Origin of the sequence: Nonomuraea sp. LP-02, from assembly GCF_036289125.1 — a bacterium.
Taxonomy (GTDB): domain Bacteria; phylum Actinomycetota; class Actinomycetes; order Streptosporangiales; family Streptosporangiaceae; genus Nonomuraea; species Nonomuraea bangladeshensis.
On the sequence record NZ_JAXCLK010000001.1, the window covers coordinates 8,556,896 to 8,578,352 of the forward strand.

Consider the following 21,457-nt stretch of genomic DNA (forward strand, 5'->3'; position numbering starts at 1 on the left):
TCGGTTCGACTCCCGCTTCCACCAGCGGGTGAAGGCGTGGCAGGAGACCGAGCTCAAGAAGGAGTTCGACGAGCGAATTGATCACTGATTCGATCTCCGGTTCACCGTGTAGGCAAACACCTGGGCTGACGGTGCCGGCAAGCGAGATCGTCCGAGCGTGGAGCGCGCGCCGAAGGCAGAACGCGCGGGAGGAGATTGCCGACATCGGCGGAGAAGCGGGGGACAGCTCACCACGGTCCGGCTCAGCTTGCTGACGAACCCGTGCCCGGCGTGGCTTCTGGCCACGCCGGGCCGGCGTCTACCAGCGCCGCTGACGGGTCATGTCCTCGGCGATCCGGCAACCGGCGGTCCCGGCCTCGTCGTGAGGGCCGTCCCCGACGACGAGACCGCGTTCCCGTCCAGAAAGGCCGGGTCAGGTGCCCATGGTGACCTTGACCCACGACCAGTAGCGCGCCGTGCTGGTGTAGACCTCAGGCGTGTTCAGGCATCCGGTCTCGCCGCCGCTGCGGCTGGTCACGCCGACCACCTTCCAGCCGTCCGCCGTCCGATACAGCAGCGGGCTGCCGGAGTCACCGCTGCAGGCGCCGGCCGTGTCGTCCTTGCCTCGCGCCGCGCACAGGTCACCGGGCGTGGCCTGGAACTCGTCGCCCCACCGGCAGTCGGCATACGGCTGCAGCTTTGTGTCGAGCTGGCGCAGTTCCCTCGGAATCGATGTGGCGTCCCCGTCGACCGTGAACCCCCAGCCGATCATCCGGACGGGCGCGCCCTCCGGCGCACGGGCCGGCGCGATCGTCGGCCCGTCCACCGACCTGTTGAGCCGGATCAGGGCGATGTCGCCCATGCTCTCACCACCCGCACCCCAGAGCGGGTGCGCGATGAATTCGGCGATGTCGACCGAGGTACCGCCCAGGTAGTCGTTCGAGCCCACGCTGACCTTGAAATCGGCCGGGAGCCGGCCTGCGACACAGTGTGCCGCGGTCAGCACCCAATCGGAGTGGATCAGCGCACCACCGCACCGGTGGGGAGAGGGCCGCGTGCACTGATCGCCGAGCTCCCGGCCGGGGACGTGACGCCCGGCGAGCCCAGCACCGCCTCCGACGACATGGGCCGCTTCCTGAGCGAGGTATCGGGCTGCTACTTCCGCGTGGGGATCAGCGATCCCGCGGCGGGCGCGCCCCACCCGCACCACCATCCCCTCTTCACCATGGACGAGCGTGCCCTGTCCACCGCCACTCTGGCTCTGTCGCGCGCGACGCTCGCCCTGCTCAGCGCGCCGTAGCCCGAGCGCCTAGGTGATGAGCTTGATCGCGAGCTCGGACAGTCCATCCGGCGCCGTCTGAGGCGACCCGGCGTTGAAGGGCGGGTGCGGGTCGTACTCGATGGCCAACTGCACGGCCTGTGCTGTGATGGGGTCATCGGCCTGGGCCAGCAGCGTAAGCGCCATATCGATCCCCGCCGACACCCCGGCCGCGGTAATGACCTTGCCCGAGGTGAGCACCCGCTCGCTCACTGGCTCTGCGCCGTACTCCCGCAGCATGTCCAGGACCGCCCAGTGGCTGGTCGCGCGCAGCCCCTCCAGCAGCCCGGCCGCGCCGAGGAGGAGTGACCCGGTGCACACCGAAGTGGTCCACCGGGTGTGCTCATGGCTGTCGCGAATCCAGTTCACCAGCGCCTCATCGCCCAAGACCTCGAACGTGCCTATGCCGCCCGGGACCACGATGACGTCGGGACGGTCCAGATCGGCGTACGAGGCCGTGGCGGTCAAGGTAAGTGTGCCCTGGTCGTCGGTCACAGGTCCGGCTTGTGCCGCGACGAACGTGACCGTCCAGCCGGGTGCGAAGGCCAGCACCGTGTAGGGCCCCACTGCGTCGAGGGCAGTGAAACGGGGGTAGAGAGGGATGGCCACCTGCATGGCTACTGCTCCTTCGATTTGTTGTCGCCAGCGCTTCTTGGCGCTTGCGACCGTGAGGGGAATCCTGCTACTGGGCACCATGCCGAAGGCGACCATCAGATCCCATTCATGACGGCTTCACGCCCAAGGTCTTGACGGTGAGCAACATCTAGGGCGAGCTTGGTGAAGGCCTTCTACGCCAGATTCACCAGGGATCGTTTCAGGTATGCCCAGACGCCCTCGATCGGTTCAGCTCCGGCGCATCAGACGCGCACGACACCGGGACCGGTGCCCATTGCGATCGATACCGCCCGGCATCGGCGAAGCAGAACATCGTGATCAACGTCCATGGAAGAAATCGTGACGTCGTGAGCGCGGAAGTATGACAAAATCCTCGCCGTCGAGCGACGCCGAGCCGAGGACGCGCGGGGGCGTCGGACAGTCGACGGAGCGGGCATGCATGATCGCGCGGCGCGCGATCGAAGTGTGGCAGTGGGCGGCGGACCTCTCCCGGCGACGGCGTCCCTGCCGCTCCCGGATCCGGTGTGACTATGCCTGCGTGGCACGTGCGTCGGCGGCCAGCGCCCGCAGCGCTTCGGGATCGCGTACGGTGAGCCGCCGATGCCCGGTGCCGATGACGTTCCGCTCGCGTAGCCGGGCCAGCGCCCGGTGCAGGCTCGGCTCCGCGACCCCGATCATGGAGGCCACTTCAGGCTGGCTGAGCGGGACCGCGATCCGCACGCCGTCGGCGCAGCGTTGGCCGTAGACGTCGATGAGATAGTCCAGCAGCAGAACCAGCCGCACCTCTACCGAGGCGCCGCTGACGAGCAGTCGATGCCGGGTCACCCGCCGGAACTCGCTCAGCATCGTGGCCTGGAGGGCGTCCGCCGCCGACGTGCGGTCGTGCAGGAAGCCGACGAACGCTCCGCGCGACACGACCCGCGCCACCACCGTCGTCAAGGCCAGCACCGAGGCCGACCGCCGCTTGCGATCGAGCGCGGCCAGTTCGCCGACCACGTCGCCCTTCCCACGCACGGACAGCAGGACCACCCGGCCGTCGACTGTGTTGCCAAGCACCTTGCCGTAACCGTCGAGCAGCACGAACACGTCCGTGTCGGCGGCCCCTTCCTCGATCAGCGGCGCGCCGGGCGGGTATGTACGTTGCGTGCCCAGGCCGAGCAGCCTTTTCTGATCGTCCTCGCCCAGCGCGTGCAGGAAGGTTCCCTCGGGCCATCGCCGGGTACCGGCAGCAGCTCGGCGGTCAGCGAGAGCGTCAGCCATGGATCGGGTCCACAACCCGAGCGTTCGACGTGGCCAACCGGCGCTCCACGGTCAAGGCGGCGCCCATCAGGACGACGGCACCAGTCGCCACCGTGAGGACGCCTACCACGTCGCTGACCACGACAGCCAGCACTGCCGCGACCAGCAGGGCGCCGACGTGCAATGACTGATCGATCGCATACGGCGCCTCCCGCCAGTTGTGGCACTTCTTGACGTGGATCAGCCAGCGCACGATCCAGCGGCGATCGATCACCGCATGCGTGCTCGCCGACACGACCAGCGCGGTCCCCATGCCGGACAGCTCCATCGGCACCGCCACACAGACCAGCGCCAGAGCAGCCGCCTGCGTGGCGGTGTAACTGGCGACGTGGAGTAAGCAGGCGCCCCAGCCGGACCACGGTGACACACCCATGGCCAGCCGTTCCGGATCGGGGGCACCTTTCGTGACTGCGGACCTGTCGCTCTGCACGACATGGTCACCGATCTGGTGCCCTGCGTAAAGGGCTGCGAAGGTTACGGCGACAAGCGCAGCCGCAGTAGCACCTGACACGGCGACTCCTCTCATTCGTGGTCGGCTGAAGTCAAACACGCCGCGGAACAGCAGACCTCATCACTTGATGGGAAAGACATCACGTCAGATTCTCTGGGGGTACCGCTACCGGGTCAGGGGCCGAGCCCGACCGGCATTGACAGCGGGCCGACCGCGTCTGCTGTGCATCGGCCACCGGGTCGAAGCCCCCGGCTGGGTGAGGGGGTCATGGGCGTCCTTGAACGTGGAACGGCGTGGTGTTGTAAAGAACGACGCGACTAAAGCGACCAAGGTTCGCAAACGGTAGTAGAGATTAGCTGACGTCGTGATGGCCGCACGGCACGTCGAATGTCTCCAGAAACAACCCTTTATTGTGCATACGCCGACAAATCCGCCGCCGATGGCCGCCTTTTGCCGCGCCGAGCAGGACTTCGTCGTCGTTCTCCCGAGCCGGGCCGTTCGCCGAGGACGCCCGCGCGATCGATGCGGCGGCGAATTGAGTCCGCCTTATGACCTGTATCTGCCCTGTTCATTCCGGGTTCCCGTCCCGACAATCAGTACTGAATCGCAAGGAGGCGATATGGCATTTCCCCTGACGGGATGGAAGCGAGCAAGTGTTCTGCTGACCACCGCCGCCGTGCTGGGCGCGGCGGCCTCATCACTGACGGGCGGGGCCGCGAGCGCCGGCACTGGTCAGGCCCAGGTCGCCGCGGATCCCGTGGCTCCCGCGGCCGCCTGCGGAGACGGCGCTACCAGCGGCTATGAGTACGTCTCGTCCCACTACAACCCGTACGCGTGCAGTAAATGCCAGTTTGAAGGCGCCGCGCTGGAGGCCACCGGCAAGTGGCGCGCCTACTGCAAGATGCGGTACAACCAGGCTGGCACGCTCACCCGGGTGGACCTGTACCGCCGCTGCCTGGTCTGCCGCGATGCCGAGGCGGCCCGCGTCGAGTGACGCTCGGGTGACCATGGGCGCACGCCACCGGCCGGCCGATGCGCAGCCGGCCGGTTCCCAGGCCTCCGGGCCACGGTGATCACGCGGCGCGGTTCTCGTCGACGGGGACGGGGGTGAGCCAGGTCCACCGTGCGCGGGTGCGTTCGGCGGCGATGCGGCGGAGCTCGTGGAGGTTGGCGATGCTCTCGGAGAGGGTCACCTGGGGTTTGCCGCCGGCGATACGGGAGCCGTGCGAGGGAGTGTCAATTTCCTGCCGACGGCGCTGCGAGCTCACCGGCTGGTCACCCCAGGCACCCTATTGGCCTGGCATCGGCGTTCCCGACGGCGACGGCCGGGTGGACGAGGACGGCGTGTAACCCCCGGACAAGCTCCTGCTGGTCGCGGTCGCCTACGAGGGGGCCTGGCCGGTGGAGCGAGCAAACAGACTCAAGACAGGCGAACAAATATGACACAGGGTGTCGGGTTTCGAATCGATCATGGTTTCGCCGGTCGACGCGATGACGAACGTGGACCGGACATCAACGCCTTGAGGAGATTTTGATGCCCGACACATCGACACCGGACCTGCACGGGAAGATCGCGTTGGTCGCGGGGGCCACGCGCGGCGCCGGGCGCGGTATCGCGGTCCAGCTCGGCGCGGCGGGCGGGACGGTGTATGTCACTGGCCGCACGACGCGAAAACAGCGCTCGGACTACGACCGGCCTGAGACGATCGAGGAGACCGCGGAGCTGGTCACCGCCGCGGGCGGAACCGGTATCGCGGTGCCGACCGACCACCTGGTGCCCGAGCAGGTCCGTGCGCTGGCCGAGCGCATCAACGCCGAGCAGGGGCGGCTCGACGTGCTGGTCAACGATGTCTGGGGCGGCGAGCGGCTGTTCGCCTTCGACACGCCGGTGTGGGAGCACGACCTGGACAACGGGCTGCGGCTGCGGTCGGCCTGAGCATGATCCCGCCACCACCGGCGTCGGCCGCTGAGCCGGATCCCGGTGCGCCCGCCAGCAAGATCACGTCGGACCTGAAGGACCGCTTCCGCACGGAGCCGGTCTCCGACTTCTGGATCACGTTCGACACCAAGGCCGACCTCGCGCCGGCGAAGAAGATCGCCGACTGGACAACTCGCGGCCAGTTCGTCTACGACGCGCTGAAGGCCTCGGCCAAGGCCTCCGCGGCGTCCGTCTCCGCCGAGCTCGACGCGGCGGGCGTGAAGTACACGTCCTACCCGCTCGTCAACGCCGTGCTCGTCAAGGGCGGCACGCAGAAGCTCGCGCTCGACGTCGCCTCGGTCGGGCAGGTCGCCAAGATCCATGCGTCGCCACAGGTCGCGCTGATCGAGCCCGTGGACGAGAAGCCGCCGGCCGACCAGGCCGTCCGCCCCGCCACCCCCGCGGCCACCGCCAAGGATGGCACCGTCTCGTGGGGTCTGGACGCCATTCACGCCCCCCAGGCCTGGGCCATGGGGGCCACCGGTGCGGGCATCACCGTGTCCAACCTCGACTCGGGCGTTCAATTCGACCACCCCGCCCTGATGCACCAGTACCGCGGCACGAAGCCCGACGGCACCGTCGACCACAACTACAACTGGATGGCCACCCGGGGTTCGTGCACCGGCGCACCCTGCGACGACAACGGACACGGCACGCACACCATGGGCACCATGGTCGGCGACGACGGCACCGACCACGTTGGCGTCGCCCCGGACGCGCAGTGGATCGCGACCAACGGCTGCTGCGACAGCACCGGCGTCGAGTCGTTGCTCCGGTCCGGCTGGTGGTTGCTCGCCCCGACCGACGTCCACGGGAACAACCCCGACCCGTCCAAGCGCCCCCACGTCATCAACAACTCGTGGGGCCAGGACGTCGAGCACAACTTCAACGACTTCTTCCGGGCCATCGACGAGGCATGGAGCGCCGCGGGCATTTTCAGCGTCTGGTCATCGGGCAACACCACGCCGTACGCGGCCTGCGACACCGTCTCCTCGCCCGGCTCCGCCGAGAGTGCCTACTCGGTCGGCGCCTACGCGTCGAACGGCATGCTCGCGTCGTTCTCCCGCAAGGGCGAGGGTGAAAGTGGCCGGATCAAGCCCGAGATCTCCGCTCCGGGCGTCGCCGTCCGTTCGTCCTACCCGAACGACAGTTACACCGAGATGTCCGGCACATCGATGGCGGCTCCCCACGTCGCCGGCGCCGTCGCCGGCCTGTGGAGCTACGACCCGACCCTCATCGGGCAGGTCGAGGAGACCCGCCGCCTGCTGGCCGAGTCGGCCGTCGACGTCGACGACACCGAGTGCGGCGGCACCGCCGCATTCAACAACAAGTACGGCGAAGGCCGGCTCGACCTCGTCCGCCTGCTCGAGCTCGCACCCCGGCAGGGCGGCACCCTCACCGGTGTCGTCACCGCCAACGGCGCCCCGGTCCCCGCCGCCGACGTGACGATCAGCGGACCGTTCAACCGGTCCGTCGGGACCGACAAGGACGGCCGGTTCACGATGAATCTGCCGGTCGGCGACTACCAGATCAGCACCAAGGTCTTCGGGTACCTGACCGCGACCGCGAGCGCCACGGTCACCCTCGGCCAGAACACCTCGGTTGAGGTTCCCCTCACCGCCGCCGCGCGCCACGACATCAGCGGCAGGGTCATCGACGACAAGAAGCAGCCCGTCCCGAACGTCGACGTCTCCGTCAAGGACACGCCGCTGGACGCCGTGCGCACGGACGCCAACGGCGCGTTCACGATCGCTGGTGTGCCGGAGGGCCAGTACGGGCTCGGCGTCACGCCCAACGCCTGCTTCTCGCCGACGGTTGCCCCGCTGACCGTCGGTGCCGAGAACAAGTCGCTGGAGATCCCGATCGGGCTCGTCGTCGACAAGGGCGGCTACAGTTGCTCCCTCTCCGAGGGGGAGTACCTGCGCGGCACCGACCCGGTCGCGTTCACGAGCGGCGTGTGGGCGACGGTGAACCTGCCGTTCCCGATCGCGCTCTACAACGGCAGCCACGACACCCTCGGAATCAGCCTGCGCGGCGTGATCTCCCCGGTCACCTCCACCGGACCCGGCACCGGCGGTGCGGGCGTCTTCCCGTTCTACGTCCCGTCCCCCGTCGAGTTCGCCTCCGGCGGGGGAGTCTTCACGACGGCCACCAAGGTCGACGGCGAGGACGCGTTCGTCATCGAGTTCCGCAACGCCAAGATCTGGGCCTACCCGATCCGGTCTGAGTACACGGAGCCGGTCAGCTTCTCGGCCACGCTCACCCGCTCGGGCAAGGTGATCTTCGGGTACGGCGACGGCATCGGGACCGACGACCCGGTGACCGGCGGCGCCCGCACCATCACCGGCATCCAGGGCTGGGCCGGTGTGGACGGCATCCGGTTCTCCGAGAACGTCCCGGTGCTCCACGACGGGGTGATCGTCACCTACGACCTTCCGGACTGGGGCTACCTCGACGCGACCGTCGTCGACAAGAACGACGGGCTGCCGGTGTCCGGGGCCAAGGTCTCGCTCACCGACAAGAACGGCCTCGTCGAGAGCGTCACGACCAACGGGACGGGCATCGTCCATCGCCAGCTGCCGGTCGCCGAGTACACGATGACCGTCGAGGCGCCGAACTACGTGACGGGGTCGTACGACTTCACCCTCGACAAGCTCTACGCGAAGGCGACGGTCGACGCGCGCCTCACCACGGGCGTCGCCGGCGTGAAGGTGAGCGGCCTCGACGCCGTGATGGGAACCGACCAGAATGGTGTGGGCTCGCTGACGCTGACCAACAACGGTTCCGCCCCGCTCACGTACGACCTGGGCGAGGCCGCGCGCCACCCCGAGCTCGACGCCGCCGGCGCCACCACGCGCACCGGGACGGGTGCGGACAGCACGATCGACCTCACCGCGTGGAAGGCCGGTGCGAGCGGCATGCAGCCGTCGAACGTCGACGGCAAGGCTGCGACGGCGAGAGCCGCGGAAGCAAAGGCGGCCGGCAAGGTCGGCACGACCTCCGGCGGCGACGTCATCACCCGCATCGAGATTCCGGGCACGATCGCGGAGAAGGAGCCCTCCGGCATCGGGTACGACGGCGACGTCTGGGTCCACGACTACAACGCGCGGACCAACACCGCCTATACCGTGACGGGCAAGCCGACCGGCAAGGTCTTCGACGCCTCGTGGAACCCCAAGTACCGGGCGTTCGACATGGCGCTCGACACCAAGACCGGTGACATGTGCCAGATGGAGGACAGCCCGGCCAGCTACATCCACTGCTTCGACCGGGAGACCGGAAAGGAAACCCGGCAGATCAAGGGCGACTGGTCCACGCTGCAGCTGACCGGACTCGCCTACAACCCGACCGAGGACGTGTTCTACGTCGGCGGCCGGGCGAACGGCATGATCGGAACCGTCGCCGGCACGTCGCACGACAACGCGGGTGCGCTGCTGTCCTTCTGCGCCCCGCCGCTGCCCGAGGTGATGGGCCTGGCCTACAACCAGGCCTCCGACACCATCTGGTACACCGACCTCACCTCGAACAGGCCCACCCGCCTGCTGCAGGTCGACCCCGACGACTGCTCGCTCGTCAACGCGTGGTGGTTCCCGGGCCAGAAGGCGGGCCAGGGTGGCGGCCTCGAGACCGACTCGACCGGGGCGCTGTGGGCGGCGGACCAGATCGCCGATGACGTCGTGCTGGTCGACGTCGAGGACGACCTGCTCACCGACCTGCCCTGGCTGTCGCTCTCCTCGACCGGCGGCACCCTCGCCCCGGGCGAGTCGACGACGGTCAAGGTCTCGATCTCCTCGAAGGACGCCGCCCCGGGCACTCTCGGCGCGAACATCGTCGTGTTGTCCGACTCCGGACGGCAGCCCAAGACCTACGTCCCAGTGACGCTCACGACCACGAAGTACCAGGTCGGCGTCAACGCCGGCGGCCCCTCGTTCACCGACGCCTCCGGCTACACCTGGTCCGGCGACCAGGCGGCCGGTGACGGGGCGTGGGGCTACGCCGGGAAGGGCAAGACGATCTCCGCGAGCGCCGCGATCGAGGGCACCGAGGACGATGCCCTGTTCCAGTCCCAGCGCACCACGCCGGGCAAGGACCTGGTCTACACGTTCCCCGACGCGCCGAAGGGCACCTACGCCATCGACCTCGGGTTCGCGGAGATCGAGCAGGTGAACCAGGGCAAGCGGGTGTTCGACGTCCTCGTCGACGACGAGCTGACGCAGTACGCCTACGACGCCGTGGGAGCCGTCGGCCCGAACGCCGCCGACTGGCACACCGCCGTCGTGCAGCACGACGGCGGTCCGCTGACGGTGGAGCTGCGGGGCGGGAAGGGCCTGCGGGCCCCGAGCATCGCGGCGCTGCGCGTGACGCTCGATCCGCGCGGAGACAAGGCGGAGCCGGAGCCCCAGCCCGAGCAGCCGGAGCCGGGCCCCGTGCCGGTGGCCCCCGCCGGTCGCTCGTACTCGATGAAGGTGACCGACGGGCTCTACCGCCAGGGTACGGAGGATTCCGGGTGGCATGGCGATGACGTCTGCGGCGTGCTGTGGTTCGACTCCAGCTTCCTGTTCCCGTTCTACGACACGGCCTGGGACGGCGTGTGTGTGACGACGAACGGCGCGCTGATCTTCGACCGGGCCAGCACCGTGGGGAACAACACGGCGCTGCCGTCGCCATACGCGTTCGACGCGATCTATCCGCTCTGGGACGACCTGGTCGTCGACGACCAGGCGGGCATCTACTTCGGCACCACCGAGGTGGACGGCCTGGCCGCTGAGGTCATCGAGTGGCGCAACGCCGCCTTCGACAGCAACAGGGCGGCCCGGGTGAGCTTTTCGGTCACCCTGATCGCGGACGGCCGCATCCAGATCGGGTACGGCGACGGCATCGGCGGCGACAACCCCCTCACCCGCGGGTCGTCGGCAACGGTCGGCCTGGAGAGCCTGACGCGCAACCCCGCGAGCCAGTACTCCTTCAACCAGCCCATCCTGACGGCCGGTCTGGGGCTGGAGTACACCCTCCCGGCTGCGGGCACGATCGAGGGCACGGTCACCGACGCGAACGACGGCAAGCCGATCGCGGGCGCGATCGTCACGCTCAAGGGGCCGAACGGTGACCGGGTCATCACCGCCGACGAGAAGGGCCGGTGGAAGGCCCAGGCGCTGGTCGGCGAGAACACCGTGCAGGTCTGGACGCCGAACTACGTCATGGCCAGCCACCCCGTGACCATCGCCAAGAAGGATCAGGCCGAGGTGGTCGACACGGCGTTGACCACGGGCGTCACAACCGTCACGGGAGGTGACCTCGACTGGCTCCTCGGCCCGGACCAGAAGGCGACCGCCGACGTGACCGTGACCAACACCGGCTCCGCCCCGCTCGAGGTGCGGCTCAGCGAGCAGAAACGCACCAGCGACGGCGGGCACGAGGCCGCCGACCTTCCGTGGCTGACCCTCACGGGCGCGGCCGCGGCCGGCACGGTCAAGCTCGCGGTCGGCGAGTCCACCACGGTCACGGCAACGGCCGACAACGCCGCCGTCGAGCCCGGCGTGCTCGTCGGGGACGTGCTCGTGGCGTCGAACGCCGGCAAGGGCGAAGCCCAGCTCAAGCCGGTCCGCCTGGCGACCTCGGCCTACTGGAAGGGCGTCGACGCGGGCGGGTCCGGGCACGTCGGTGCCGACGGCTTCGTCTGGTCGCCCGACCAGGAACTCGGCTCGCGGCCGTGGGGCTACGTCGGCGGCAGTGCGCGTGCCACCAAGGCCGACATCGGCGGCACGGAGGACGACGACCTGTTCCGCACCCAGCGGACCGGCGAGACGTTCGCCTACGTGTTCAAGAACGCGCCCGCCGGGACGTACCGAATCGGCCTCGACTTCGCGGAGATCGAGAAGGTCAAGGCCGGCAAGCGTGCCTTCGATGTCCTGGTCGACGGCAAAGCCGTGCTCCACGACCACGACGTGCAGGCGAGGGTGGGTGCGCTGACCGCGGACGTGAACACGGTCACCGTCGAGCACGCCGGTGGCGATCTGAAGGTCGAGCTTCGCCGCGAGATCGGCGAGCGCGATCCGATCCTCAACGCCCTGAAGGTCCAGCAGGACCCGCGCCTATGAGATAGCCGCCCAATCCGCCAGCAGTGGTCAGAGCCTCCTCGGAAAGGAGCGCCGTGGGGGCTCTGACCACGACTACCGAATTTGCGGCTTCCGACGGTACTCGTGCACTTGGTGGCAAAGAATCCGAGTTCCTCGTCAGTTCACGGCCATGTGGGCCGTGCACGGGCGCGTGCGAGCTCCGGGCCTCAGATGAGGGAGACGCATGCGGAATGATGATCGGCTGTGCTCCTTCGCCTGGCCCATCTCGCCGCCCCGAACGCCTTCGCAGAAGGGTGCCGCCAGGGAACTGTATCCGTTCCATCTCCGGTCCGAGCCGGAGCTGCAGGCGCCGCCGCGGCGACCGCTCGGTGAGCGCGAACGGCCTGAGGCTGGGCAAGGGTAAGCGGAGACGGTTCTGCTCTGCGCGAAGCCGGCAGAACTCGAACGCGGCATCGACCTATGGTGAGGCATGGCCTCATCCATGCCGTCGCGTCCAGCGATCAATCGGACCGCCCCCGAGCCGTCTCCGGCTCGCGAGCCGCTGTGGCGGCAGGTGCTCGGTGAGTGCTTGAGAGGGCTTCGCCATGAGCGAGGCGAGAAGTTGAGCGAGACGGCAAGCCGCGCCGGAGTCTCGCCGCAATATCTCTCCGAGATCGAACGAGGCGTCAAGGAGCCGTCGAGCGAAATGATCGCCGCGGTCGCCGGAGCACTGGATGTGACCCTGGTCGATCTGACCCTTGCCGTTGCCGAGAGTTTGCGGCCTGCTCAGCAGGGCGCGTCGAGAGGTGCCACCTGCTCGGCGGCGTATGCTCTGGCCGCGTAGCGCGGCTTGCCGGGGTTGTCCACGGGCCTATGAACGCTCCTCGATGATCTGATCGAGGAGCCCGTACTCCAAGGCCGCGGCAGCGGTGAACACGCGATCGTGATCGGTGTCGGCGCGCAGGGTCTCGACCGACTGGCCGGTGTGCCGTGAAAGTATGCGCTCGATGTCCGCCCGGACACGTACGACCTCGTCGGCCTGCAAGATGAGATCGGGGATCGCTCCGCGCCCCTGGGCTGCCGGCTGGTGCAGGATGATCCGTGCGTGGGGGAGAGCGGCACGTTTGCCTTCGGCGCCCGCGGCGAGAAGTACGGCACCCACCGCGACGGCCTGTCCCACACAGGTCGTCGAAACCCGCGGGCGGATATGGCGCATGGTGTCGTAGATCGCGAGCATCGCGCTCGGATCGCCGCCTTCGCAGTTGATATAGAACTGGATCTCCGCCTCGGGGTTGTCTGATTCCAGGAAAATCAGCTGCGCGATGAGAGCATTCGCGACGCCCGCGTCGATCGCGGTGCCCAGGTAGACGATCCGCTCGGTGAGCAGGTGCGAGTAGACATCCATGATCCGCTCGCCACGAGGGTTCGAGGCGATGACGTTCGGGATCGTATATGTGGTCACTGGCCGACTCCTTGGTTGATGCCGAATCCGAGCCGTGTGCGGTTTTGTGGCGCGATTTCGTCGAAGTTCTGCACGATGGCGTCGATGAAGCCGTAGTCCAGTGCTTCCTGTGCCGTGTACCAACGATCGTGCAGAGAATCCTCGAATATGCGCTCGACAGGCTGACCTGTGTCCTCGGCAATCAGACCGAGCACCGTGTCGCGCGTATGCCGAAGGTCGCCGGCCTGCAGTTCGATGTCGACCGCGGTGCCACCGATTCCCGCCGAGCCTTGGTGCATCAGGACTCGTGAATGCGGTAGAGCGCGGCGCTTCCCACGGGCCCCCGACGACAGCAAGAACTGCCCGGCACTGTAAGCGATACCCAGGACGAGGGTCGATACGTCACAGGGAATGAGGCGCATGATGTCGCGGATCGCCAGCATCGACGGGACCGAGCCACCTGGGGAATGAATCCACAAGGCGATATCGGACGACGCATCCTGCGTGGCGAGCGCCATCAGCTGGGTGGCCAGCAGTGTCCCATTGTCGTCGTCGAGAGGGCCGTCGAGAACGAGAACACGCTGCTCAAAGAGTTCGCGTCTCATTCGTGGGTTGAACAGCGGAAGGTTCGATTCTTCGCTCATGCGTCCATCTTGTGAGGCGATCCGGACCGGCGTCGACACGATCTGCCTGGGGCAGATCTGCTCTGAGCAGCGAGAGCTCCTGAGCAGGGACAGCGCGATCACCGGCCGGTTCGGGGAGCGCGGTCCGGCTGCCGGGCCGGCTCGTGACCGTGCAGCCGCCTCCAGCAGGTCCGGCCTCGAGTACGCGGCGATCACCAGAAACGTGAGTGGGGCCGGCCCCAGCGAACTGAGACCTTGCGGCCAGATCTCCTGGGTCAGGTGCTGCCCGATCTTGATCTTGCGGCGGACCGTCTCCAGAGTCGGGAGGCGCCGCTTGCCGTCCGCGGTGGGCGGGAGTTGCTTCGCGCAGGGGTCAGCGTTGCATGTCGATGATGAGCTTCCCGCGGACTCCGCCGGTCTCGAGTCGTCGGTGGGCCTCCGCGACGTCGCCGATCGGGTAGACGGTGTCGATCACAGGGCGGATGCTGCCGGCCTCGGCGGAGGCGGTGAGCTCGGCGATCCGCGCGGGGGAGGGGTTGTTGCTGAAGAGTTTCATACGCCGGGGCGAGAGGGCGGCTCGCAGCCCCGTGGTGACCATCGAGGTCAGGATGCGGTTCTGGTCGAAGGCGAGCGCGACCATGCGGCCACGCCGGTTGAGCCGGGCCTGGTAGGCGCCGAGGTCGGTGCCCACGACGTCGAGGATCACATCGTAATGACCGAGGTCCTGCGGCCGGGTCGTGCGGTAGTCCAGGGCCGCGTCGGCGCCGAGTTCGGTGACCCAGCCGAGATTGCGGGCGCCGGCGAGCGCGGTGACGTGGGCGCCGAGCGCCTTGCCCAGTTGCACGGCGATGCTGCCGACGCCGCCTGTGGCGCCGCGGACCAGGAGCCGTTCACCGCCGGCCAGGCGGGCCTTGTCGGTCAGGGCGGTCAGGGCGGTGGTGCCCGACGAGGGCAGGGCGGCGGCGTCGAGCAGGCTTAGGTTCTCGGGTGCTCGGGCGAGTCGTTGTTCGGGGACGGCCACGTAGTCGGCGATGGCGCCGAAGGCGAAGTGCGGCATCAGCCCCCACACCTCCTGTCCCGCGCTCCAGGCGTGTACGCCGGGGCCCAGGGCCGCGATGCGGCCGGTGAAGTCGCCTCCCAGGCCGCGGGGGAATCGGGCTCGGGCGATGCCGCGGAGTCTGCCTGCCCGGAAGGCGAGTTCTCCGGCGTCAACGCTCGCGGCGCGGACCTCGACGAGCACTTCTCCCGGCCCGGGCTCCGGCGTGGGCACGTCGTTGACGCGCAGCACCTCGGGAGGGCCGAAACGGGTGTATTGGACGGCACGCATGATCTCTCCCAGTCGTTCGAACATAAGTGGGCTGGCGGCCCACTTACGGTTCGGCTACTCTAACCGGAGCGCCAGCCCACTTGTCAAAACCTGGAGGAGGCCATGCCCCACGCCGTCCAGCGGCGGCCCCTGCGTGCGGACGCCCAGCGCAACTACGACCGCATCGTCAGCGCGGCCCGGGACGTCTTCGCGCGTGACGGCTCCGGCGCCGCCCTGAAGGAGATCGCCCGTCAGGCCGGGACGGGATCGGCGACGCTGCACCGCCTGTTCCCCTCCCGTCGAGCTCTGCTCGAAGCCGTCTTCCACGATCGTGTCGAGGAGTTGTGCGCCATGGCGGCGCAACGGGCCGAGGAGGGCGAGCCGGGCCCCGCGCTCCTGGCCTGGCTGAGGGACCTCAACACCTACGCGGGCACCAGCCGCGGCCTGGCCGCCTCGCTGCTGCACGACGGCCGGGATGCCGACCTGCTGGAGCAGAACGAAGGCTGTCAGGCGATGATCACCGACGCGGCGCGTGAACTCCTGCGACGAGCACAACAGGCAGGCGCCGTACGCCCCGGGATCCGCGCCGAGGATCTGCTCGCGCTCGTCAACGCCATCTCGCTGGCCACCGAGCACGACGACGACACCGAGCGGGCGGACCGGCTGCTGGACATCGCGATCAAGGGCATCCGAGGCCAGGCCGCATGACAGATCAGGTGGACCGTACATGATCGGCATGGCTCTGCCGGGGCGCGCTCGCGGTGCCACATCGGTCACGGCCAGCCGGAGCGCAAGGGGCCGAGCCGGTGATCGAGGCGTTCATCCGTCTCCTACACCCCTGCGTCTAGGGGCTGTGGTTGCGTCCACGGAGGCTCCCTCGGGTGCGTGCAACAGCCCCGAAGTAGCCATGCGATATCTCGGAGACTCAGTGGGGGAGCTGGGTCAGGATGTAGGTGCCGTCCGCACCGACGGGCCGCAGCAGGCAGAAGGTGTGGCCGCCGGTCGTGATCGGGCTGAACTCCCCGACTCCCCGGCAGTGCCACCAGTGCGCCAGTTCGGGCCGCTCCTGCAGCAACAGCCCGACGATGACGGCGGCGCGTGGGTCGTTCGGGGCGTGCGCGGTGTTCGCGCGGAACTGCTGGTAGAGCCGTTGCAGCACGGGCTCCACGTCCACGGGCGGCGTGCGGTGGGTGGCGAACGTGATCAGTACGTTGCGCCGCTCGGCGGGCACGCCGTCGGGGTCGCCCCATCGCTCGCGGTACGCGGCGTTGCTGTCCAGGACGTCGAACCGCGCGTCCAGCACCGCGGCCGGCAGGTCCGCCCAGCTGTTGAGCAGGGCCCGCGCCGGCCCGTCGGCCATGGCTTCACCGGAGAGCGGCAGGGTGGGCCTGAATCCGGCGAGTGCCAGCGTGTGACGGTATGCCGCCTGGTCCATCGCGAGTACCCGGCAGACCGCGTCGAGGACCTGCCGGGTGGTGCTGACCCGGCCCTGCTCGAGCCAGGTGTACCAGGCGACGCTCACCCCGGCCAGCGCCGCCACCTCCTCGCGGCGCAGCCCGGGAGTGCGTCGTCGCCCGCCACCGCCGAGGCCCACATCCGCCGGGTGTACCTGCTCGCGGGCCGCCCGCAGGTGTGCCCCCAGTTCACGGCGGAGTGCGTCGTCCACTCGCGTAATCCTATGAGCCGGGCTCACCCCATGAACCGTCGCCTGGTTGCGCCGCCAGGTCCACGGCAGAGTCATCGCCATGAGCGAACTGTGGCGTACCAGCAACGACTCTTCCACCCTGACCGAGCCGCGCGTGCTGATCAGGGTGTTCGTGCCGCCGGGGCAGATCACCGCGAGCGTCGGCTTCTACGAGCGGTTGCAGCGCGTGGTCGCCGACGCGCGTTTCGACTTTTCCGCGGCGGGGTTGCGGCTGGCGACCGTGGGGGCATTCCTGATCATCGAAGGTGACGAGGAGGCCCTGGCCCCCTTCCGTGACACGGTCGGAACCTTGCTGGTGGACGACGTGCGGCCGTACTACGAACGACTCCTCGCAGCGGGTGCCGAAATGGTCTTCCCTTTGCAGCAGGTGCCGACGGGCGCCGGCTTCAATGCCCGCCATCCGGACGGGACGGTGGTGGAATACGTGCACCACCGCCCGACACCGGACGGCCGATGAGAGTGGAGGACTCTGCTGGTCAACTCGTTCAGGCGGTCAAGGGCTGGTTCGAGTCGGGCCAGGTGGCTTGTGCGGTCGCCAGGCGGGGTGGTTGGTCGGTGCAGGCGGCGTCGGGGGTTTCTTGGATCGCTCGCGGGGCGCAGGGTGAGGTGGTGGCCGCTGCGCTGGGCGCTGGTGCATGAGGTCCGCACCGGGCAACGACGGCAGGTGCTGAGGGAGAAGGCGGCCACGATCATCGGGCGGTCTTTCTGCCGGCAGGGTGTCCAGGAGGTGCCGGTGTCTGTCCTTGCGGGCAGGTGATCTGCTCGTGGTCCCAGTCGCCTGTGGCCGTCCAACGGGAATCGAGGTCCTCGCCGCCCTGGTTGAGGTTCTGCCGCCGCCTGATCACCTGCCGTCCCCGCCGGTCCGTGGAGCGCGCATGGTTCTGGATCAGCATGATGCGCGGCGCTGTCGGCCGGTCAGCACGATGCCGGCATGGCCCAGCATGGCTTGCACCACCTTGAGATCCGGGTGCGCGGCCGGCGCCAGCGTCGCGGCGCCGTGCCGCAGATCACGCAGCCCGATCGGTGGTTGTCCGGAGATCGCCACCAGCCGGCGGAACCGGACCCAACCCTCTGCTGTCAGCCGGAGGCGCGGACGATCAAGGCAGGCTCGAAGATGACGGACCTGGGCGTACGGCCCGGCTCGTCGATGTGGTCGAGCAGAAGGCGCGCCATCTCGGCGGCCATGTCCTCGACCGGGTGGCGGATGGTCGTGAGCGGTGGGCGGCAGGCGGTCGCGGCGCTGCTGTCGTCGAAGCCGATCACCGCCACGTCATCGGGGACGGAGCGTCCGTGGTGGCGCAACGCGTGCAGCGCGCCTTGGGCCATCAGGTCGTTGGCGACGAACACGCCGTCGAGGTCGGGTCGTTCGGCCAGGAGCCGTTCCATGGCCTTTTCGCCGCTGTCGTAGGTGAAGCCGCCCTCGCTGTAGGGGACGTAGGCATGTCCGTGCCTGGCCATCGCGTCCTGGAATCCCGCCAGGCGTGCCTGGGCGGCGGGCACGTCGAGCGGACCGCAGACGCTGGCGACGCGGCGGCGCCCCAGCTCCACGAGCCGGTCGGCGGCCAGGGCGGCGCCGGCCCGGTGGTCGAGGTCGACGTAGCTGATCGGGACAGGGCCCGCCGGCCGGGCGAACAGCACCGCGGGCACCTCCGCCTCGACCAGCTCCACCGGCAGCGGATCGGCCGCGTGCGTGGAAACCAGCAGCGCGCCGTCGGCATCGCCCTGCCGCAGGTACGACACGACCTCCGCGCGGCTCTGCGCGGTGTCGGCGAACATCAGCACCGGGTGAATGCCACGGGGCCGCAGAAAACTGATGATCCCGGCTACGACGCGGCCGAAGAACGGGTCGGTGAGGATGGGGCTGGGTGACGGGCCCTCGTCGCCCCCCGCCCCGGACAGCACCAGGGCGACCGCGCCGGTGCGCCTGGTGACGAGGGAACGGGCGGCGCGGTTGGGGACGTAGCCGATGGTGGCGATCGCCTGGAGCACCGTCGCCTGGATGTCAGGATCGACGTTGCGGATGCCGTTGATCACCCGGGAGACGGTGGCGCGGGAGACCCCGGCGACCCGTGCCACGTCTTCCAGCGTAGGAGAGCCCCCTTGTTTCACCCGCTCTTTATAACATGCGGATTGGAGAGCGCTCTCCTAGCTGTGTGAGACCGTTATGACAGCCTCCAGCGGGAGATCGGCGGCCGAGCGCCCGGCGAGCACCGACACTTCGCCCTCGGCCGTACGCCAGGCGCCCGCCCAGTGCTGGAAGGCCCTGGCCGGCACCTCCACGACCGCCTCCACCTGCTCGCCGGGCCCGGCCGTCACGGCGGCGAACCCCGCCAGCCACCGAACCGGCCGCTCGTGATCCTGCGGCCTGGCCAGGTACACCTGGACCACCTCGCGGCCCGCCCGCCGGCCGGTGTTGCGCAGCGTGACGCGCACCCGAACCGGCCGGCCGGGCGCGACCCGCTCCGGTGCCCACAACCCCTCGTACGCCCAGGTCGTGTAGCCCAGACCGTGCCCGAACCAGTACGCGGGCGAGTCCTGCTCCCGCAGCCAGCCCCGGTACCCGATGTGCGGGCCTTCGGCGTACTCGAGCACGCCCCGCTCCGGCACGGTCGGAGCCAGGGCCCGGTCCGCCCAGGTGGTGGGCAGCCGCCCGCCCGGCTCGGCCCGGCCGAGCAGCACGTCCGCCAGGCCGTTGCCGCCCTCCTCGCCGGGGAACCAGCTGACCAGGACGGCCGCCGCCTCCTTCCGCCACGGCATCGCCACGGGACCGCCGGAGTTGACCACCACGACGGTCGCCGGGTTGGCCGCGGCGACGGCGCGCACCAGTTCGTCCTGGCCCTCGGGCAGCGCGAGCGTCTCCCGGTCGACGCCTTCGCTCTCGGCCTGCTCGGTGGTGCCCACCACGACGACGGCCACATCGCATGAGCCGGCCAGCTCGACCGCGGCGGCCAGCTCGGCCGCCGCGTCCGCGGGAGCCGGGGCGGCGGCCAGCACACAGGCCCGCCCGCCGCCGGGGACGAGCTCGCGGCGCATGACGATCTCGACCTGGCGGCCCGCTTCGAAGGTGACGCGTTCCGTGCGGTACGGCGGAGCCAGGTGCACGGTGGCGGGGTCGTCGGTGTGCCGGGGGACCGTCTCGTCGATCACGACGCGGCCGTCCACGGTCAGCTCCAAGCGGCCCCATCCGGCGGCGGCCACGTCCCATTGGCCCGCGCGGTCCGGCAGCACGAGGGCTCTGACCTCGACGGTGGCGGCCCGGTGGATCGGCCCTTCCGGTTCGGGAAGACGGCCGGTGAGGCGATGCTCGGCGTGGATCTCGGCGCCTGCGGCGTCGAGGAGGCGGACCAGGAGCCCGGGCTCGCCGGTGCGCGGATTCCGGGCGATGGCGACGTCGAGGGGGGCGGGCAAGCCGCCGAGGGCGACGCCGGTGGCGTGGTGCACCTCGGCGTGGCCGTTCAGCGCGGTGCGCAGGCCGGCGAGCGGAGTGACGAGGGATTCAGGGTAGACACCCGCGCTCCCACCGCCCTGGATGCGGGGCCTGGCGGCGTTCGGCCCGATGACGGCGACGCGGGTCAGCCGGACCGGGCTGAGGGGGAGGAGGCCGCCCTCGTTGCGCAGCAGTACGGTCGAAGCGGCGACCGTACGGCGCAGGAGAGCGCGATCCAGACGCTCAGCGCGATCCGGACGCTCACCGACGCTCCCGGCGGTGGGACCGCCGGTGGAGGGGTTCAGGGCGGAGGGGGTGGTGAGGTTACCGGCGGTGGGGCTCAGCGCGGAGGGGGTGGTGAGGTCGCCGGCGGAGGGGTCGGTGGTGGAGGGCGCGGGGAAGCCGGGCAGCGCACCGACGCGGGCGGCCAGCCGCAGCAGGCGGCGCACCTTGTCGTCGATCGCCGGCTCCGGCACCTCGCCGGCGCGGACGGCCGCCACCAGCGCCTCGCCCCACGGCCCGTCGGGGCCCGGCATGACCAGGTCCTGGGCGGCACGCGCGGAGGCGACGGCGGACCGCACCGCTCCCCAGTCCGACACCACCACCCCGTCGAACCCCCACTCACCCTTCAGCGGCTCGGCCAGCAGCTCGTTCTCGGACATGGTGACGCCGTTGACCCCGTTGTACGCCGACATCACCACCCAGACCCCCGCCTGGACGGCTGCTTCGAAGGGCGCCAGGTACACCTCGCGCAGGGTGCGCTCGTCGACGCGGGCGTCGAGGGTGAGCCGGTCGGTCTCGGAGTCGTTGGCCACATAGTGCTTGGCCGTGGCCGCTACCCCGCGCGACTGGATGCCGCGGATCACCGCCGCGCCGATGCGACCGGTCAGCAGCGGATCCTCGGAGTAGCACTCGAAGTGTCGTCCGGCCAGAGGGGAACGGTGCAGGTTCAGGGTGGGGGCGAGGACGACGTGCACCCCCTTGCGCCGCGCCTCGACGGCCAGCAGTTCGCCCATGGACTGGGCCAGGCTCTCGTCCCAGGTGGCCGCGAGCGCGGTGGCGGAGGGGAGTGACAGGGAGGTCCGGCGCTCGTTCCATCCTTCCCCGCGTACGCCGGCGGGGCCGTCGGAGGTCACCACGGGTTCCAGTCCGATGGCGGGCTCGGCGGGCGTGCGCCACACGGTCGCTCCGGTGAGCAGCCGCACCTTGCTCTCCAGGTCCAGCTTGTCCACCAGGCGGTCGAGGTCGTCCGGGATCAC

18 protein-coding genes and 1 pseudogene are annotated in these 21,457 nt (G+C 69.6%); 7 read left to right on the forward strand and 12 right to left on the reverse strand.

All coding sequences use genetic code 11. From position 1 onward, the window contains the following. Nucleotides 1-412: 412 nt before the first annotated feature. Entirely contained in the window at nucleotides 413-985 is a 573-nt protein-coding gene (locus SMD20_RS40230) for a S1 family peptidase (RefSeq protein WP_329591298.1), read from the reverse strand. Nucleotides 986-994: 9 nt separating this feature from the next. On the opposite strand from SMD20_RS40230, the gene SMD20_RS40235 reads away from it, so the two are divergent. Continuing rightward, nucleotides 995-1,279 carry a hypothetical protein gene (locus tag SMD20_RS40235; RefSeq protein ID WP_329591300.1) on the forward strand — a complete coding sequence of 95 codons (285 nt, stop codon included), beginning with the start codon at nucleotides 995-997 and terminating at the stop codon, nucleotides 1,277-1,279. A 9-nt stretch (nucleotides 1,280-1,288) separates the two neighbouring features. Here SMD20_RS40235 and SMD20_RS40240 read toward each other — a convergent pair whose 3' ends face one another. The 3 genes from SMD20_RS40240 to SMD20_RS40250 form a co-directional block, all read right to left on the reverse strand. Then, entirely contained in the window at nucleotides 1,289-1,912 is a 624-nt protein-coding gene (locus SMD20_RS40240; RefSeq protein ID WP_329591301.1) for a DJ-1/PfpI family protein, read from the reverse strand. A 528-nt stretch (nucleotides 1,913-2,440) separates the two neighbouring features. Further along, nucleotides 2,441-3,172, reverse strand: coding sequence for a Crp/Fnr family transcriptional regulator (locus SMD20_RS40245; RefSeq protein WP_329591303.1), 732 nt, complete (start codon nucleotides 3,170-3,172; stop codon nucleotides 2,441-2,443). Then, nucleotides 3,165-3,722 carry a DUF3307 domain-containing protein gene (locus SMD20_RS40250; RefSeq protein WP_329591304.1) on the reverse strand — a complete coding sequence of 186 codons (558 nt, stop codon included), beginning with the start codon at nucleotides 3,720-3,722 and terminating at the stop codon, nucleotides 3,165-3,167. Before SMD20_RS40250 ends, SMD20_RS40245 begins: the two co-directional genes overlap by 8 nt. 559 nt (nucleotides 3,723-4,281) lie before the next feature. Between SMD20_RS40250 and SMD20_RS40255 the strand changes: the two genes are divergently transcribed. After that, entirely contained in the window at nucleotides 4,282-4,656 is a 375-nt protein-coding gene (locus tag SMD20_RS40255; RefSeq protein WP_329591306.1) for a hypothetical protein, read from the forward strand. 79 nt (nucleotides 4,657-4,735) lie between these two features. Here SMD20_RS40255 and SMD20_RS40260 read toward each other — a convergent pair whose 3' ends face one another. Then, a complete protein-coding gene (locus SMD20_RS40260) occupies nucleotides 4,736-4,930 on the reverse strand; it encodes a hypothetical protein (RefSeq protein WP_329591307.1) in 195 nt (64 codons plus the stop codon). A gap of 266 nt (nucleotides 4,931-5,196) precedes the next feature. Here SMD20_RS40260 and SMD20_RS40265 point away from each other — a divergent pair. From SMD20_RS40265 to SMD20_RS40275, 3 genes and pseudogenes are all read left to right on the forward strand, one after another. Then, nucleotides 5,197-5,586: pseudogene (locus SMD20_RS40265) on the forward strand (SDR family NAD(P)-dependent oxidoreductase); the annotation flags it as partial. Between the two features lie 14 nt (nucleotides 5,587-5,600). Beyond that, nucleotides 5,601-11,738, forward strand: coding sequence for a S8 family serine peptidase (locus SMD20_RS40270; protein WP_329591308.1), 6,138 nt, complete (start codon nucleotides 5,601-5,603; stop codon nucleotides 11,736-11,738). Nucleotides 11,739-12,198: 460 nt separating this feature from the next. Further along, entirely contained in the window at nucleotides 12,199-12,540 is a 342-nt protein-coding gene (locus SMD20_RS40275) for a helix-turn-helix domain-containing protein (RefSeq protein ID WP_329592828.1), read from the forward strand. A gap of 27 nt (nucleotides 12,541-12,567) precedes the next feature. Here the strand turns inward: SMD20_RS40275 and SMD20_RS40280 are convergent, their stop codons facing one another. The 3 genes from SMD20_RS40280 to SMD20_RS40290 all read right to left on the reverse strand — a co-directional run bounded on the left by SMD20_RS40280 (nucleotide 12,568) and on the right by SMD20_RS40290 (nucleotide 15,087). Then, complete coding sequence (locus SMD20_RS40280) at nucleotides 12,568-13,158, reverse strand: ClpP family protease (protein WP_329591310.1); 591 nt, start codon at nucleotides 13,156-13,158, stop codon at nucleotides 12,568-12,570. Continuing rightward, nucleotides 13,155-13,781 (reverse strand): ClpP family protease, encoded by a 627-nt coding sequence (locus SMD20_RS40285; RefSeq protein WP_329591312.1) that lies wholly within the window; start codon nucleotides 13,779-13,781, stop codon nucleotides 13,155-13,157. Before SMD20_RS40285 ends, SMD20_RS40280 begins: the two co-directional genes overlap by 4 nt. A 352-nt stretch (nucleotides 13,782-14,133) precedes the next feature. Continuing rightward, nucleotides 14,134-15,087, reverse strand: a complete 954-nt coding sequence (locus SMD20_RS40290; protein WP_329591313.1) for an NAD(P)-dependent alcohol dehydrogenase — start codon at nucleotides 15,085-15,087, stop codon at nucleotides 14,134-14,136. A gap of 102 nt (nucleotides 15,088-15,189) precedes the next feature. Here SMD20_RS40290 and SMD20_RS40295 point away from each other — a divergent pair, with 102 nt between their 5' ends. Then, a complete protein-coding gene (locus SMD20_RS40295; protein ID WP_329591315.1) occupies nucleotides 15,190-15,774 on the forward strand; it encodes a TetR/AcrR family transcriptional regulator in 585 nt (194 codons plus the stop codon). A gap of 217 nt (nucleotides 15,775-15,991) precedes the next feature. On the opposite strand, the gene SMD20_RS40300 is transcribed toward SMD20_RS40295, so the two are convergent. Beyond that, nucleotides 15,992-16,732, reverse strand: coding sequence for a helix-turn-helix domain-containing protein (locus tag SMD20_RS40300; RefSeq protein ID WP_329591317.1), 741 nt, complete (start codon nucleotides 16,730-16,732; stop codon nucleotides 15,992-15,994). 79 nt (nucleotides 16,733-16,811) lie between these two features. On the opposite strand from SMD20_RS40300, the gene SMD20_RS40305 reads away from it, so the two are divergent. After that, the gene (locus tag SMD20_RS40305; RefSeq protein WP_329591319.1) at nucleotides 16,812-17,228 is read left to right on the forward strand and encodes a VOC family protein; all 417 of its coding nucleotides are present in this window, start codon (nucleotides 16,812-16,814) and stop codon (nucleotides 17,226-17,228) included. Between the two features lie 429 nt (nucleotides 17,229-17,657). Here the strand turns inward: SMD20_RS40305 and SMD20_RS40310 are convergent, their stop codons facing one another. From SMD20_RS40310 to SMD20_RS40320, 3 genes are read right to left on the reverse strand one after another with little or no spacing between them, the layout of a single operon-like run. Further along, nucleotides 17,658-17,816: a hypothetical protein gene (locus SMD20_RS40310; protein WP_329591321.1), complete on the reverse strand. Its 159-nt coding sequence runs from the start codon at nucleotides 17,814-17,816 to the stop codon at nucleotides 17,658-17,660. 32 nt (nucleotides 17,817-17,848) lie between these two features. Further along, on the reverse strand, nucleotides 17,849-18,880 hold the full coding sequence (locus SMD20_RS40315; RefSeq protein ID WP_329591322.1) for a LacI family DNA-binding transcriptional regulator: 1,032 nt from the start codon (nucleotides 18,878-18,880) through the stop codon (nucleotides 17,849-17,851). A gap of 36 nt (nucleotides 18,881-18,916) precedes the next feature. Beyond that, the gene (locus tag SMD20_RS40320; RefSeq protein ID WP_329591324.1) at nucleotides 18,917-21,457 is read right to left on the reverse strand and encodes a glycoside hydrolase family 3 C-terminal domain-containing protein; all 2,541 of its coding nucleotides are present in this window, start codon (nucleotides 21,455-21,457) and stop codon (nucleotides 18,917-18,919) included.